11 protein-coding genes are annotated in these 13310 nt (G+C 74.2%); 7 read left to right on the forward strand and 4 right to left on the reverse strand.

What is annotated here, in order from left to right:
* Nucleotides 1-45: 45 nt before the first annotated feature.
* Nucleotides 46-690 (reverse strand): TetR/AcrR family transcriptional regulator, encoded by a 645-nt coding sequence (locus tag FRAAL_RS14275; protein ID WP_083866797.1) that lies wholly within the window; start codon nucleotides 688-690, stop codon nucleotides 46-48.
* A 212-nt stretch (nucleotides 691-902) separates the two neighbouring features.
* On the opposite strand from FRAAL_RS14275, the gene FRAAL_RS14285 reads away from it, so the two are divergent.
* The 4 genes from FRAAL_RS14285 to FRAAL_RS14300 all read left to right on the forward strand — a co-directional run bounded on the left by FRAAL_RS14285 (nucleotide 903) and on the right by FRAAL_RS14300 (nucleotide 6082).
* Nucleotides 903-2513, forward strand: coding sequence for an MFS transporter (locus FRAAL_RS14285; RefSeq protein WP_231861648.1), 1611 nt, complete (start codon nucleotides 903-905; stop codon nucleotides 2511-2513).
* 21 nt (nucleotides 2514-2534) lie between these two features.
* The gene (locus FRAAL_RS33980; protein WP_011604415.1) at nucleotides 2535-4058 is read left to right on the forward strand and encodes a hypothetical protein; all 1524 of its coding nucleotides are present in this window, start codon (nucleotides 2535-2537) and stop codon (nucleotides 4056-4058) included.
* Nucleotides 4059-4187: 129 nt separating this feature from the next.
* Complete coding sequence (locus tag FRAAL_RS14295; RefSeq protein WP_011604416.1) at nucleotides 4188-4850, forward strand: response regulator transcription factor; 663 nt, start codon at nucleotides 4188-4190, stop codon at nucleotides 4848-4850.
* Between the two features lie 110 nt (nucleotides 4851-4960).
* The gene (locus FRAAL_RS14300; protein ID WP_011604417.1) at nucleotides 4961-6082 is read left to right on the forward strand and encodes a sensor histidine kinase; all 1122 of its coding nucleotides are present in this window, start codon (nucleotides 4961-4963) and stop codon (nucleotides 6080-6082) included.
* A 26-nt stretch (nucleotides 6083-6108) separates the two neighbouring features.
* Here the strand turns inward: FRAAL_RS14300 and FRAAL_RS14305 are convergent, their stop codons facing one another.
* The 3 genes from FRAAL_RS14305 to FRAAL_RS14315 form a co-directional block, all read right to left on the reverse strand.
* Entirely contained in the window at nucleotides 6109-7191 is a 1083-nt protein-coding gene (locus FRAAL_RS14305; protein ID WP_011604418.1) for a sensor histidine kinase, read from the reverse strand.
* Nucleotides 7192-7462: 271 nt separating this feature from the next.
* Nucleotides 7463-8932 (reverse strand): Hsp70 family protein, encoded by a 1470-nt coding sequence (locus FRAAL_RS35820; protein WP_011604419.1) that lies wholly within the window; start codon nucleotides 8930-8932, stop codon nucleotides 7463-7465.
* A gap of 148 nt (nucleotides 8933-9080) precedes the next feature.
* On the reverse strand, nucleotides 9081-9512 hold the full coding sequence (locus FRAAL_RS14315) for a winged helix-turn-helix transcriptional regulator (RefSeq protein ID WP_011604420.1): 432 nt from the start codon (nucleotides 9510-9512) through the stop codon (nucleotides 9081-9083).
* 158 nt (nucleotides 9513-9670) lie between these two features.
* Here FRAAL_RS14315 and FRAAL_RS14320 point away from each other — a divergent pair, with 158 nt between their 5' ends.
* The 3 genes from FRAAL_RS14320 (at nucleotide 9671) to FRAAL_RS14330 (ending at nucleotide 13125) form a co-directional block, all read left to right on the forward strand.
* On the forward strand, nucleotides 9671-11149 hold the full coding sequence (locus FRAAL_RS14320) for an MFS transporter (RefSeq protein WP_041939320.1): 1479 nt from the start codon (nucleotides 9671-9673) through the stop codon (nucleotides 11147-11149).
* Between the two features lie 12 nt (nucleotides 11150-11161).
* Nucleotides 11162-11794, forward strand: coding sequence for an alpha-ketoglutarate-dependent dioxygenase AlkB (locus FRAAL_RS14325; protein WP_011604422.1), 633 nt, complete (start codon nucleotides 11162-11164; stop codon nucleotides 11792-11794).
* 176 nt (nucleotides 11795-11970) lie between these two features.
* Nucleotides 11971-13125, forward strand: a complete 1155-nt coding sequence (locus FRAAL_RS14330) for a magnesium transporter CorA family protein (RefSeq protein WP_231861649.1) — start codon at nucleotides 11971-11973, stop codon at nucleotides 13123-13125.
* Nucleotides 13126-13310: the final 185 nt, after the last annotated feature.

Consider the following 13310-nt stretch of genomic DNA (forward strand, 5'->3'; position numbering starts at 1 on the left):
CGCTCGACCGTGTTCAGCCGTGCTCGACGCCCGCGGACCTGGCGGTCAGCGGGCGGACCTGGCCGTCAGCGGCAGGACGATCTGGTCGACGACGGCGGCGACGAACTCGTCGGGCACGATGGGCTCGCGGATCAGCGAGTACTGCACGAGCATGGCGGGTCCACTGGCGGCCACGAGCTCGCTGGCGGACTCGGGCCGGATCTCGCCGCGCTCGGCCGCCCGGCGCAGCACCTCCCCGATGAGCCGCACGCACGGCTCGACCACGTGGTCGATGATCGTCTGGCGGACGGCGGGACGGCCGCAGCCCGCCTCGGCCGACACGAGCTGGAGCGCCGTGCCGCGAGTGGCGCTGAACGACGCCTGCACGCAGCGAAGCAGCGCGTGGACGTCGGCGCGCACGTCGCCCGTCAGGGGTACGTCGCCCGGGTTGGGCAGCCGGTACCGCACGGCGTCGGCGATCATGTCTTCCTTGGCGGCCCAGCGGCGGTACAGCACGGTCTTGCTGGTGCCGGCGGCGGCCGCGACCCGGTCCATCGTCAGGTTGGCATAGCCGACGGTCCGCAGCTGGTCGAAGACCGCGTCGAAGATCGCCGCCAGTAGCCCGTCACCGCGGCGGCGGGTGGCGACCGCGCCGGTGCGGGCGGCGCCGGTCACCGTCGCGCGCGGTGCATCGGCGGGAACCACGCCCACGATCGCCTGCCTCCCGTCCCGTCGGCCGGCCGGATCGACGTCGATCGGGCGCCGGCGGCGGATCGACGGCCCGGTGCCGAGGGTACCCGGGCAGGGGGTTGGCGCGGGCCGGGCAGGTCGGCGACGAGGTGGGTGTTCGGGTGGCGGCGCTCTGCTACCCTCCCGCATTGGATACGGATTCGTATCTTAAGAAGTCTGGTCGGGAGGCTGCCATGTCCTCGTCCCCGTCGTCCTCGTCCCCGGCGTCCATGTCCCCGTCGTCCATGTCCCCGGCGTCGTCCTCGTCGGCGGGGCAGACCGCTGCCGAGCCGTCGCCACAGGAGGCGAGGCGCGCCCGGATCGCGCTGGTCACGATCGTGACCTGCCAGCTCATGCTCGTCCTCGACATCACGATCGTGAACGTCGCGCTGCCCAGAATCCGGGAGTCCCTCGGCTTCTCCGCCACCGACCTGGCGTGGGTGATCAACGCCTACACGCTGGCCTACGGCGGCCTGCTGCTGCTCGGCGGGCGGGCCGGGGACCTGATGGGGCGCCGGGCCACCCTGCTCGGCGGAATCGCCCTGTTCACGATCGCCTCGCTGCTCGGCGGCCTGTCCACCGCGCCGTGGATGCTCGTCGCCGCCCGCGTCGGGCAGGGCGTCGGGGCCGCGTGCGCGTCGCCGAACGCGCTGGCGCTCATCGCCGCCAACTTCCCGCCGGGCCCCGCCCGCACCCGGGCGATGGGGGCGTGGGCGGCGGTGGCCGGCGTCGGCGGCTCGATCGGGCTGATCGCCGGCGGAATGCTGACCACCTGGCTGTCCTGGCGGTGGGTCATGTTCATCAACGTGCCGTTCGGGCTCGTCATCCTGCTGCTCGCCCCGCGCTACCTGCGCACGCCGCCGCGTCGCGAGGGCCGCTTCGACGCGGCCGGGGCGCTGAGCTCCGTGGTCGGGCTCGCGTCCGGCGTCTACGGGTTCCTGCGTGCGTCCTCGGACGGATGGGCAGACGGGCGAACCCTCGGCGCCTTCCTGCTCGCCGTCGTCGCGCTCGCGGCGTTCCTGGTCGTCGAGTCGCGGGCCGCGCAACCGGTCGTCCCGCTGCGGCTGGTCGCCGAGGCCGCCCGCGCGCGGACCTATCTGCTCATGCTGCTGCTGACCGGAAGCATGCTGAGCATGTTCTTCTTCGGCACCCAGGTCCTGCAGGAGGTCCTCGGGCTCAGCGCCCTGCGGGCGGGGCTGGCGTTCCTCCCGCTGTCCCTGGGGATCCTGGTGTCGGCCTCACGGGCGTCGAGACTGCTGCCGAGGACGGGCCCCAAGCCGCTCATGCTGGTGGGCGCGGCGCTGAGCACGGGGGGCATGCTGTGGCTGGCGCAGGTGTCGGTGACCAGCAGCTACATCTCGGTCGTGCTCGGGCCGCTGCTGCTGTTCGGCGCCGGTCTGGGCCTGCTGTTCGTGCCGCTGAGCGTGAGCCTCGTCGCGGGTGTTCCCGCCGAGCACTCCGGCGCGGCCGCCAGCATGATGGTCACGACCCAGCAGGTCGGCGGCTCGCTGGGCCTGGCCGTCCTCGTCACCGTCTTCGGCGGCGCCGCCCGGCACGCACGCGGCGACGCGCCGGGCGGCCTCGCCCCCGGCGAGCTGGCGAGGTACGTCCTGGCGCACGGGGTGGCCGAGGCGTTCACCGTCGGCGCGATCGGCGTCGCGGTCATCTTCCTCACCGTGCTGCTGACCCGTCCGATCCCGGTCGGGGACACACCGCGGCCATCCGTTCCCGACCCCGCGACGGAGGCGGGAACGGAGGTGACGGGAACGGCCGGGGCCGGGGCGCTTGACGGTGGCCGGATCTGACAGAGACGTGTCACTGCCGCCGTGGCGGGCCAGCACCTGCTGCGCTGGGGCGCGGACGTCGAGCTCGCCGACGTGGTCCGCGACGCGATCGCGGGGCACCTCGACCCCGCCACCGTCGGCGATCCGCGTCCCGAGGTCGCCGGGCTGATCCTCGGCGCGCTCGTGGACGCCCTGGGAGTGGGCCTGGCGGACGTGCCGGCCGCACTCGTCGACGACATCCTGACGGGTGAACCACGGCGTGCGCCCGTACGTGATGCCGACGAGGGCGGTGGCGAGGCGGGCAAGGGCGGCGGCGAAGCCGGCAGGGACCGCAGTGATGACCGCAGTAGGGACTGCGGCGCGGCCGGCACAGGAGAGGCGGAGCATGCCAGCGGTGCACGCAGCTGCGGCGGCGGGGTCGGGCGGCTGATGGGCAGACGGCCCGCACGCCGGGGCGTCCCGTCGCCTGCCGACGTGCCCCGCGGGCTCGACCCGGCGGTCCTCGACGTCGTGCCCGTCCCCGCCGGGCTGTGGGCGCGGGCGCCGGGCATGCTGCCTCCCGCGCCCGACGAGCCGGCGCTGCACGCCCTGCCGCCGCGGTCGAGGGGGATCTGCGTGATCGTCGGGGCACCGGGTGAGCCCGTGCCGGACGTCCCCGTCGTCGCGGACCTGCTGCGCGCGATGCCGGCCGCCGACGACCCCGACGGGATGCACGTGGTCCGCTACGGCGTCGACCCGGCGGACGGACCCTGCCTGCCGCAGCGCCTCGCCGACCGGCTGGGTCGTCCGGTGCTCGCCCAGCACGGCCTGCTGCTGACCGGCGCCGACGGCTGGCCGCGGGTCAGCGCGATCGACGTCGGCCGTGCCTGCTGGTGGCACCCGCTCGCCGAACAGTCCGTCTACCCGCCGGCCGGGCCGCCGCGCGTGGCCCGCTGGCGGGCGCCCGCGCCCTGGTTGACCGACCTCGGCGGTGGCTACTACCGCCTGCAGGACGACTGGCTCGTCCAGGTCGTCCCGGCCGGTATCGCGTTGCGCCACGCGGGGTGGCCGGCCGATCCCGACGTCGACGCCGCGCCGCACGACCCCGGCCGGTTCGATCTGTTGCTCGACGCACCGGCGGCCGGCCTCGTCGCCGGACTGAGCGACGGTCTGCTCACCGCGCTGGGCCGGCTCGCCGACGCCCTGCCCGGCCCGGCCCGCCTTCGGCTGCGGGTGGTGCTCCCGGCGGGCCTGGGTACGGCGCAGGCGCTGCGCCTGCGCTGGGCGGTGCCGGCGCCGCAGCAGGTCCGGTCCGGTCCGTCGACGACCGCGCCGGCGAACGCCGGCAGCCCGGCGGGGGAGCCGGCAGCGGAGGCGCCGCCGCCGGCGGAGTCGCTGGCGGAGGCGCCGCCGCCGGCGGAGTCGACGGCGGAGGAGTCGCCCGAGAGGGCGCCGGCAGCAGCGCCGCAGGGGGCGCCCGAGCGTCCGATCCCCGTTCCCGCCACGCTTCTGGCGGTTACCCGCGACGGTCGGGTGCAACTGGTGAGACCGTCGGCCGTGGTCGTTGGACGACCGCCCGCACGGTGATCTGCGAAGGCACGCGTCGATCTCGTGGACGTGGAACGATCCGCCCGTGGACGACGCGCGTTCGGCTCTGACCCGCGGCCCGGTCGCAGCCGCTCCTGCGGCCTGCCCACGCGAGGACGGTGCGCCGACGTGCGGGTAGCGCTTGCCGACGACGCCGCCCTGTTCCGCGAGGGGCTGTTGCTGCTGCTCACCACGGCCGGATACGAGGTCGTCGGCTGCGTCGCGGACGGCGACGCGCTGCTGGACCTGCTGGCCGTCGAACCGGTCGACGTCGCCATCGTCGACATCCGCATGCCGCCCGGCGCGGAGGGCGGCCTCACGACGGCGGCGCGGGTCAGGGCCCGCCACCCGGACACCGGGCTGCTCCTGCTGTCGCACTACGCCGAGACGCTGTACCTCATGCGTTTCCTGGAGATCGGCACCGAGCGGATCGGCTACCGGCTCAAGGAGCGGATCGCCGGGGTGCAGGTCCTCACCGACACCCTGGCCCGCATCGACGCCGGGGAGATCGTGATCGAACCGGTGCTCGCTCGCCGCCTCGTCGACCGCCCCGCCGGCCCCAGCGGTCCGCTGGCGACGCTGAGCCCCCGCGAGTCGGACGTGTTGCGACTGATGGCGGAGGGCCGATCCAACAACGGCATCGCCGCCGCCCTGTACCTGTCGGCGAAGTCGGTGGAGAAGAACATCGCCAGCATCTTCACCAAGCTGGACCTGCCCGCCGACTCGGCGGCGCATCACCGTCGGGTGCTGGCGGTCCTGCGCTACCTGGACGCCCGGGCATCGGGAGACTGACCGGCCGTGGACGCTCCATCCCGACCCGCGCGTCGCCGACCTCCTGCGCGTCGCCGTCCTTCTGCGCGTCGCCGACCTCCTGCGCGTCTCCGCCGTTGGGGTGACTCCCGGTGACGGTCGTGCCGCCCGGGGTGGTGCGGCCGGCGTGGGTCGTACTCGCCGAGGATGTCGCCCCCCTGCCCGCCGGCGCCACCCTGGGGCAGCGGGTCGCGCCGCTGCTGCGCAACCTGGCCCTGGCCGCCGGCACCGGCCAGGCGAACCTCTGGCTGCCCGAGGACCCGCCGCCCGACGGCGTCGCGAACGCCGGGCCGGGCCGACCGGGGGTGCGGGCGGTCGCCGCGGTCCGCGACGGCGGAACGCAGGTCGGCGAACTGGTCGTCACCGACGGGGAGGACGGTACGGCCGCGGCGGTGCCGGCCGAGCTGCTGGCCCAGACGGCCGACTGCGTGGCGCTGCTGCTGCGCGAGGTCCGTGCGGACGCCGCGCAGCGGGAGCAGGCGGTCCACGCGGCCGGCCTCGCGCGGCGGGCGGCGACGGTCGAGGCGGACCTTGCCGCGGTGCTCGACGTCGAGCGGCACCGTCTGGCCGGCTGGGTGCTGACCGGGACGACTCGCCGGCTCGCGGAGGTGACCCTGCGCTGGCGGGAGTTCGCCGCGGCGGCCCGCGACGAGCCCAGCCGGACCCTGGCCACCCTGCGCGAACTTCGGGCGGCCGTCGACGACCTGATCGACGACTTTCGCACGGTGGTGCGGGCCGTGCACCCCTCGACCCTGCGCAGCCGGGGGACGGCGGCGGCACTGGGGGAGTTGGCCGCGAGCCTGCCCCGGCGGGTGCACTGCACCGGCGACCTCGGGCGGCGGGTCGGCTGGGAGGTGGAGTCCGGGATCTACCACGCGACGGCGGTGGTCTTCGCCGCCGTGCCCGCGACAGCCGACGCGCCGCTGTCGGTCCACTTCTCCCGGGTCGGCGAGCGCCTCGCGGTGCGGGTGTGCGACCCGGCCGGCTCGGCGCAGCGACTGCGGGCCGCCCTCGCCGACGACGCCCGGCTGCTGGCCGCGCTCGGCGGGGGGCTGCGCTGCCAGGCGTCCCCGACCGGCGCGGCGCTGGTCGACATCTGGCTGCCGCAGCGGCTCGCCGGCGACGACGATCCCGGCCCTCCGCCGCTCCCGCCGGCCCCGCACGTCCCGCCGGCCCCGCACGTCCGGCACGTCCCGCCGGCTCCGCGGCGGTGAGTGCACAGGGGCGCTCGGAGGGGCGCTCAGAGGGGCACGGTGCCGGCGACCCTGGTGCCCGCCCCGGGTGCCGAGCTGACGTGCAGCGAGCCGCCCACCGCGGCGAGTCGGGCCCGAAGCTGCGCCAGGCCGGTGCTGGCGGCGTCGGCCAGGCCCGGCCCGGCGTCGGCGACCTCGAACCACAGCCCCTGATAGGTGTTGCGGACGGCGACGATCACGGCGGCGCCCGGTGCGTGCTTGTGCGCGTTGTTCACCGCCTCGAGGCAGGTGAAGTACACCGTGCTCTCGACGCTCGGCGGATAGCGGCGGGCCCGGACGTCGGCGCTGATGTCCAACGTGACGTTGTGCGCCTCGCGGAAGCTCAGCGCCAGTGCCGGAGCCAGGCCGGCGGCCTGCAGCGGCACGGGCGTGATCCCCGCCGCGGTGTCGACCAGCAGCTGCTGGGTGCGGTCGAGCCGGGCGCCGAGATCGGCCACCGCCGTGGTGGCGGTGTCCTCGTCCGTGGTGGCGGTGGCCAGCCGGTGTTCGACGACGGCGGCGGCCAGTTGCAGCGAGACCAGGTGTAGCTGCGCGCCGTCGTGCAGATCCCGTTCGAGGGCGTGGCGCTCGCTCTCCATCCGGGACGCCGCACGCTGGCGGGCGTCCGCGATCCAGGCGAGCACGTCCTGACCCCAGCGGCGGGCCGCACGCGCCCCGGTCTGCGCCGCCGCACCCGCGATGACGACGCCGAGCACGGCCGCGACCTCGTCCAGGCGTCGCCGCTCGTCCAGGCGTCGCCGGTCGTCCAGCTCAGGGAGCGCGGTCAGGGTCACGAGGAGAGTGGCGACCTCGACCCCGTGATGGCGGATCGGGTGCGCCGAGGTGACGGTCGCGGCCGCGGGACCGTCTGCCCGTCCTGGCCTCGACCACCGGTGTTCCCACGGATCCTGTGGGTCCAGCACCCGCAGGACGACGAGTTCCGCTCCGACCTGTGCGCCGATCCACGCCACCACCGGGGTGAGGTCGCCGCCGCGGGGGCCGGCGGAGGGCAGCTCGGCGGCCACCCGCAGCACGCCGGGCGCGAGTGAGGCGCCGGGGTCGAGCGGCCCCGCGGGAGCGGACGGTGTCATGGCGCAGGCTCCTGCCGTGGGCGCGTAGCTGGTGGTGATCGCGGGATGGTGTGCGGGAGCACCGTGACGGCTGGTGCCGGTCGGCTGCGCCGGAGCCCAACCCTCGGTGCTGGCGCGGTTCCGCGGAACACCAAGATCATCCGACTGGGGTTCGGGTTGAGGCATCGTCGTGCTCTGCCGGTCACGCGTGGTGTGAAGACTGGCCGGAGGCAGCCGCGGCCGGGGTGGTGGTCAGCGGATGCAGGAGGTCGTGGCCAAGGAGACACGCCTCCTATCCGGTCTGACCGCGCAGCACGGCGACGAGTGCCGCCAGCAGCAGGACGGTGACGACCAGGGCCGCGATCACCGCCGGGCGTCGGTGATGATCGGGGGACGAGGCCGCGGGGTCCGTCGCGGGCCGGCGCAGGGGCCCGGCCGGCGCACTGCCCGCGAACCCGCGGGCCGCGGATCCAGGGGTGGGACGACCGACGACCACGGGGAGGTAGGACGCCGGCGGCGGCGCTGGTGGCGGTGGCGCTGGTGGTGGTGGCAGCGGCGCTGGTGGCGGTGGATGAGGAGAAGGAGGAGGCGGTGGGGGCGGCGTGGTGGCGGGCCGGCGGGAAGCGGTCGGTCGCGGGAGCGTGCCGGCGGCGGCGCGGTGGGGGGTGGCCGGTTCGAGGAGCTGGGCGGCGATCCGGGCCGCGCCGAGCGCCACCAGGTGCTTGGGGTGCGCGTTGACGACGGTCGGGCGTCCCAGGGCCGACTCGACCGTGCGGGCCACCGCGGGGATGCGGGAGGAACCGCCGGCCAGCAGGACCGCCGACAGGTCCGCCGGCTCGACCCCGGCGGAGCTCAGGGTGCGGTGCAGCGCGTCCACGGTGGAGTGGATCGCCGGGCGGACCATGTCCTCGAACCGCGCGCGGGTGAGCCGCACCTCGGCGCGGGCGGTCGGCAGGAACACCGGGATCACGGTCTCCTCGTCGAAGGAAAGCGCCTCCTTGGCGAGCACGCACTCCTGCCGCAGCCGGGCCAGCGCGACGGCACCGGCGTGGTCCTGCGGATCGATGTCGCTGACGGCCCCGCCCAGCTCCCGGTCGACGTGATGCACGACGGCCTCGTCGAAGTCGAGGCCGCCGAGCCACTCCACGCCCTCGGGCAGGCCCAGGATCTCCGTTCCGCCCGCGCGGAACCGCAGGACGGCCGTGTCGAACGTGCCCCCGCCCAGGTCGTAGACGGCGATGATCGCTCCCGGTGGGAGCGGGCGGACGGCGGTGTAGTGGGTGGCGGCGGCCACCGGCTCGGTCACCATCCTCACGTCGCCGACCCCCGCCAGCCGCGCCACCTCGTCGAACTGCTTCATCCGGTAGGGGCCCCACACGGCCGGCCGGCTCAGGACGATGGTCTCCGGCGGCGCCCCCTGCAGGTCGGTGACCGCGCGCACGGTGTCGCCGAGCGAGGCGGCCAGCAGCGCCGCCGGGGAGAACGGGGCCTCGCCCAGCATCAGGGGAGTGGGATCGCCGAGCCGGCGCTTGTACCCCAGGGCCGCGTGGGCGGGCGCCAGCGCCGCCCGGCGCACGGCCGCCTCGCCGGTCAGCAGGCGGCCGTCCGGGCCGGCGTGGACCACGGCGGGGGTGGCGACGCTGCGGCTGCCCAGGCTCACCATCTCGGTGTGGCCCCAGCGGCCGAGACCCGCGGAGACGGGATGACCGACGGCCACCGCGGTGAAGGTGGTCCCGAGATCGACTCCGAGTCCGTACCTCACCCTGCCCGACTCCCGCGACGTTCGGTCCGCATGACTCCTCCACCCGGTGCCCCGTCAGAGTAGAAGGCCGGCGACCCTACGTGGCCGGAGTTGTCCTGTTTTTCACCAAGACGACGCCGGGACGACCGGACGGCGCGCGGAGGCGCGGCTACCGACGGTGATCCATACGGTCCTGCTGCGCCGCGTCGAAGGACCGCCGGGCCTGCTCGACCCGGTCGACGTTGGCCTGCGACCAGCCGGCAAGCGCGGCGAACAGCGGGGCGAGGCTGACGCCGAGTTCGCTGATCTCGTACTCCACCCGCGGGGGCACCTCCTGGTGGTAGGTGCGCACCACCAGCCCGTCGCGTTCGAGCTGGCGCAGCCGCTGCGTGAGCACCTTGGGCGTGATGGTGCCGATCCGCCGCTCCAGCTCCACGAACCGCTGCCGGCCGAAGGTGTGCAGCGTCCAGAGGATGGGAGTGGTCCAGCGGCTGAAGACGATGTCGACCACCGGCGAGACGGGGCATGCCTGCTGCGGGTGCAGCGCGGTCGCCGGCGCGGCCGGGGACGGCCGGGTCTGGGGCGGGTCGAGCACGGTCACCTCCGGGATAGTGGCTTTCTTCTAGGTTCCTAATGTAGCCGGAATGCTAGCTTCGCGATGCATTCGACCAACGCTGTCGAACTGGCTCGTGCCGGGGGCCCCGAACCTCCGGTCCGCCGTTGTGCGCCGTTGCGCGCCGCCGAAGCAGGAGCACTTTCATGTCCATTCCGGAATCCGTGCGGGGCACGGTCGTCCGCTCTTCTCCGCCGACCGGGTCCGGCCGCCGGCCCGGGCTCATCCTCGCCTTTCTCAGCATTGCCGGCTTCATGACTTTCCTCGACGTCTCCATCGTGAACGTCGCCCTGCCGACCATCGAGGACAAGCTCGACATCTCCGCGACACGTCTACCGTACGTGGTGACGACCTACGGCATGGTGCTCGGTGGATTCCTGCTGCTGTGCGGACGCCTCGCGGACACCTACGGCCGCCGCCTGATGTTGCAGACCGGGCTGACGCTGTTCGCGCTGTCCTCCCTGCTGGGTGGGTTCGCCCAGGAGGCGGTCCAGCTCATCGTCGCGCGCGGGCTGCAGGGCCTGGGTGCGGCGTTCCTCGCCACCTCGGCGCTGAGCCTGTTGACCAGCAGTTTCCCCGAGGGGCCCGCACGCACCAGGGCGCTCGGCGTGTGGGGTTCGCTCAGCGGCGTGGCGTCCGTGGCGGGCGTGACCCTCGGCGGCCTGCTGACCGACGGCCCCGGCTGGCGCTGGATCTTCTTCATCAACGTGCCGATCGGCCTGCTCGGCGCGCTGCTCGCGCCAGGCGTGGTGAACGAGAGCCGGGCCGACCGGCGAAGCTCCTCGTTCGACCTCGCCGGCGCGGTCACCCTGACCGCCGGCCTGGTCCTGCTGATCTTCTCTCTCGGGCAGACCGTCGACGACTCCGATCCGCCCGTCGGGCTCATCGCGGCGGGATTCACCGTCTCCGCGCTGCTGCTCGGGGCGTTCCTGCTGATCGAGCGACGCGCCCGCGATCCACTGATCACGCTGGGAATTCTCCGTCGGCCGTCGTTGCGCGCGGCGAACCTCGCCGCGGTGCTCCTGTTCGGCAACGTGGTGACGCTGTTCTTCTTCGCCAGCCTCTTCATGCAGCAGGTTCTCGACTATTCGCCGCTGCGGACCGGGCTGGCATACGTGCCGCTCGCGGTCATCGTGGCGGTCGGCGCGGGAATCGCCGCACAGCTCGTCACCAGGGTGCCCGTCGGACTGGTCCTCATGATCGGGCTGCTGCTCACCGTCGGGGGCATGCTGCTGCTGTTCCGAGCGCCCGTCGACGCCTCCTACCCGGTCGACCTGCTGCCCGCCTTCCTCGGTACCGGTCTGGGGCTCGGCCTGTCCTTCGTGCCGATCCAGGTCGTGGCGTTCACCGGCGTCCGCGAACACGAGTCGGGTCTCGCCGCCGGCCTGATCAACACCAGCCAGGAGGTGGGCGGCGCGATCGGCCTGGCGGTCGCCGCCACCTATGCCTTCCGTGACCTCGCCGAGCGGACGGACCGGGCGCACGGCGTGCCCGCGCTGGTGCACCAGGCGCGGGCCGACGTCTTCCACGACGCCTTCCTCGCCGGGGCGTTCTTCGCCGCCGCCGCCCTTCTCGTCACGCTGGTGCTCCTGCCCCGCACCCGCCCCGATCGAACGGGTGTTTGATAGTCTGGGTCGGTGGAGGTCGCCCCGTTCCAGGCGTCGCTGCTCGATGCGGCGGCGTCGGTCGAGGTCGGTCCGCTCGCGGGGGCCGTGCGCCGGCGTGTGCTGTCCGCGGGCGCGTGGGTGGATCTGCGGCCGCGCTGGGTTGAGGGGGCGGATGCCCTGTTCGAGCGGCTGCGCGACGGGGTCCCCTGGCGGGCCGAGCGGCGTTCCATGTACGAGCGGGTGGTCGACGTCCCGCGGCTGCTGGCCTTCTACGGCGGCGGCGAGGCGCTGCCCGACCCGGCGCTGGCCGCGGCGCGCGACGCGCTCGACGAGCGCTATGCGGCCGAGCTGGGGGAGCGGTTCGTCACCGCGGGCCTGTGCCTGTATCGCGACGGCCGGGACAGCGTCGCCTGGCACGGCGACCGGATCGGGCGCGGTGGCCGGCAGGACACGATGGTGGCGATCGTCGTGCTGGGCTGCCCCCGGCCGCTGCTGCTGCGCCCGCGTGGCGGCGGCCCGGCGCTGCGCTTCGAACTCGGCCACGGCGACCTGATCGTCATGGGCGGAAGCTGCCAGCGCACCTGGGACCACGCGGTGCCCAAGTCGGCCCGCCCGGTGGGTCCCCGGATCAGCGTCCAGTTCCGCCCGCGCGACGTGCGCTGAGGTCCCCACCGCCCGCGGCAGGCGCACACCGGCATCGGTTTGTTGACAGATCGGTCCAGTGCGCGACGGGAGTGACCGGGCCGACCTGGGTACCGCCTTCGCAGCGGAGCGGTCGCGGGGCCGCACGCAGGCGAAAGGCGGTGGCGGCCATGGTCGATCAGGGCGGATCCGGACGTGTGGGTCTGGCGGACACACCCCCGCCCCACACCGGCGTGGGCGATGGCGCCCACGCCGGTCCCGCCCCGGACGCCGGTCCCGGTCCCGACGCCGGCCTCGACGCGGACAGGCGATCGGGGCGGCCGGGTCCGGCGAGTCAGGCGGCGGCCGGTGGCGACGAGGCGGCGGGCCACCCCCGCGGCGGCGCGGCGCGAACCCGGGCGTTCCGCGGCGGCGTGCTGACCGAGGAGAACTTCCCCCTTTCCGACGTCGATCGCTTCCGCGGGCAGGACGACGTGGTGGTCTGGCTGGACCTGTGCGCCCCGGACGCCGAGCAGCTCCACCTCGTCGCCGACGAGCTGCGCCTGGACCCGCACGCCGTCGAGGACGCGCTGTCGGCCGGCGAGCGGGCGAAGCTGGACCGCTACCCGACCCACCTGTTCCTCAACACCTACGCCGTGCGCCTCGACGTGGCCTCCGGGGAGTTGGTCAGCCAGGAGATCTCCGCGTTCATCGCCGGGCGGACGCTGGTCACCGTGCGTGGCGACGACACGTTCGACCTCGACGAGGTGCTGCGCCGGGTGCACGGTGCCGACCTGGCCGCGCACGGCGTCGCCTACCTCGTCCACGGCATCATCGACGTCGTCGTCGACGGCTACTTCACCGCCGTGCAGGCGCTGGACGGCGCCCTGGAGGACCTCGAGGACATGCTCTTCGACGAGGACGTGCCGGAGGGGACCGTGCACCGGCGCAGCTTCGAGCTGCGCAAGAGCCTGGTCCAGCTCCGCCGGGAGATCCTGCCCATGCGTGAGGCGGTGAACAGCCTCATGCGCCGCGACACCGGGCTCGTCACCGACGGGCTGGTCTCCGCCTACCAGGACGTCTACGACCACGTGCTGCGTGCGACGGAGTGGACCGACAGCCTGCGTGACATGATCAATTCGATCCTGGACACCAACCTGACGATCCAGAGCAACCGGCTGAACCTCGTGATGAAGAAGATGACGGGCTGGGCGGCGATCATCGCCGTGCCGACCCTCATCACCGGCTTCTTCGGCCAGAACGTCCCCTACCCGGGCAGCGGCGAGAGCTGGGGATTCTCCGTCGACCTGTTCGTTCTCGTGCTGTCCGCGGCGATCCTCTACGTCGTGTTCCGCCGCAAGGGCTGGCTGTGAGCGCTCGCCACGCTCCGTGGGTGCTGCGGCGAACCGGAGCCCGGCCACGTCCGGCCGGTCATCGTCGCCGCGGCGATGGCCCGGGCTCGCCGAGCCCGACGTTTCCGCAGGCAAAGCAAACTTTGCGCAGCCATCTGTCTGAATACGGATTTCTCCGGTCGGTGGAAGGGCGGAGTACAGCCATT

The organism is Frankia alni ACN14a (assembly GCF_000058485.1).
Lineage (GTDB): Bacteria > Actinomycetota > Actinomycetes > Frankiales > Frankiaceae > Frankia > Frankia alni.

Bases quoted from the DNA above. Each gene is read 5' to 3' on its own strand.
- FRAAL_RS14305 (WP_011604418.1), bottom strand. From the start codon at position 7,191: ATGACACCGTCCGCTCCCGCGGGGCCGCTCGACCCCGGCGCCTCACTC.
- FRAAL_RS14285 (WP_231861648.1), top strand. From the start codon at position 903: ATGTCCTCGTCCCCGTCGTCCTCGTCCCCGGCGTCCATGTCCCCGTCG.
- FRAAL_RS14320 (WP_041939320.1), top strand. From the start codon at position 9,671: ATGTCCATTCCGGAATCCGTGCGGGGCACGGTCGTCCGCTCTTCTCCG.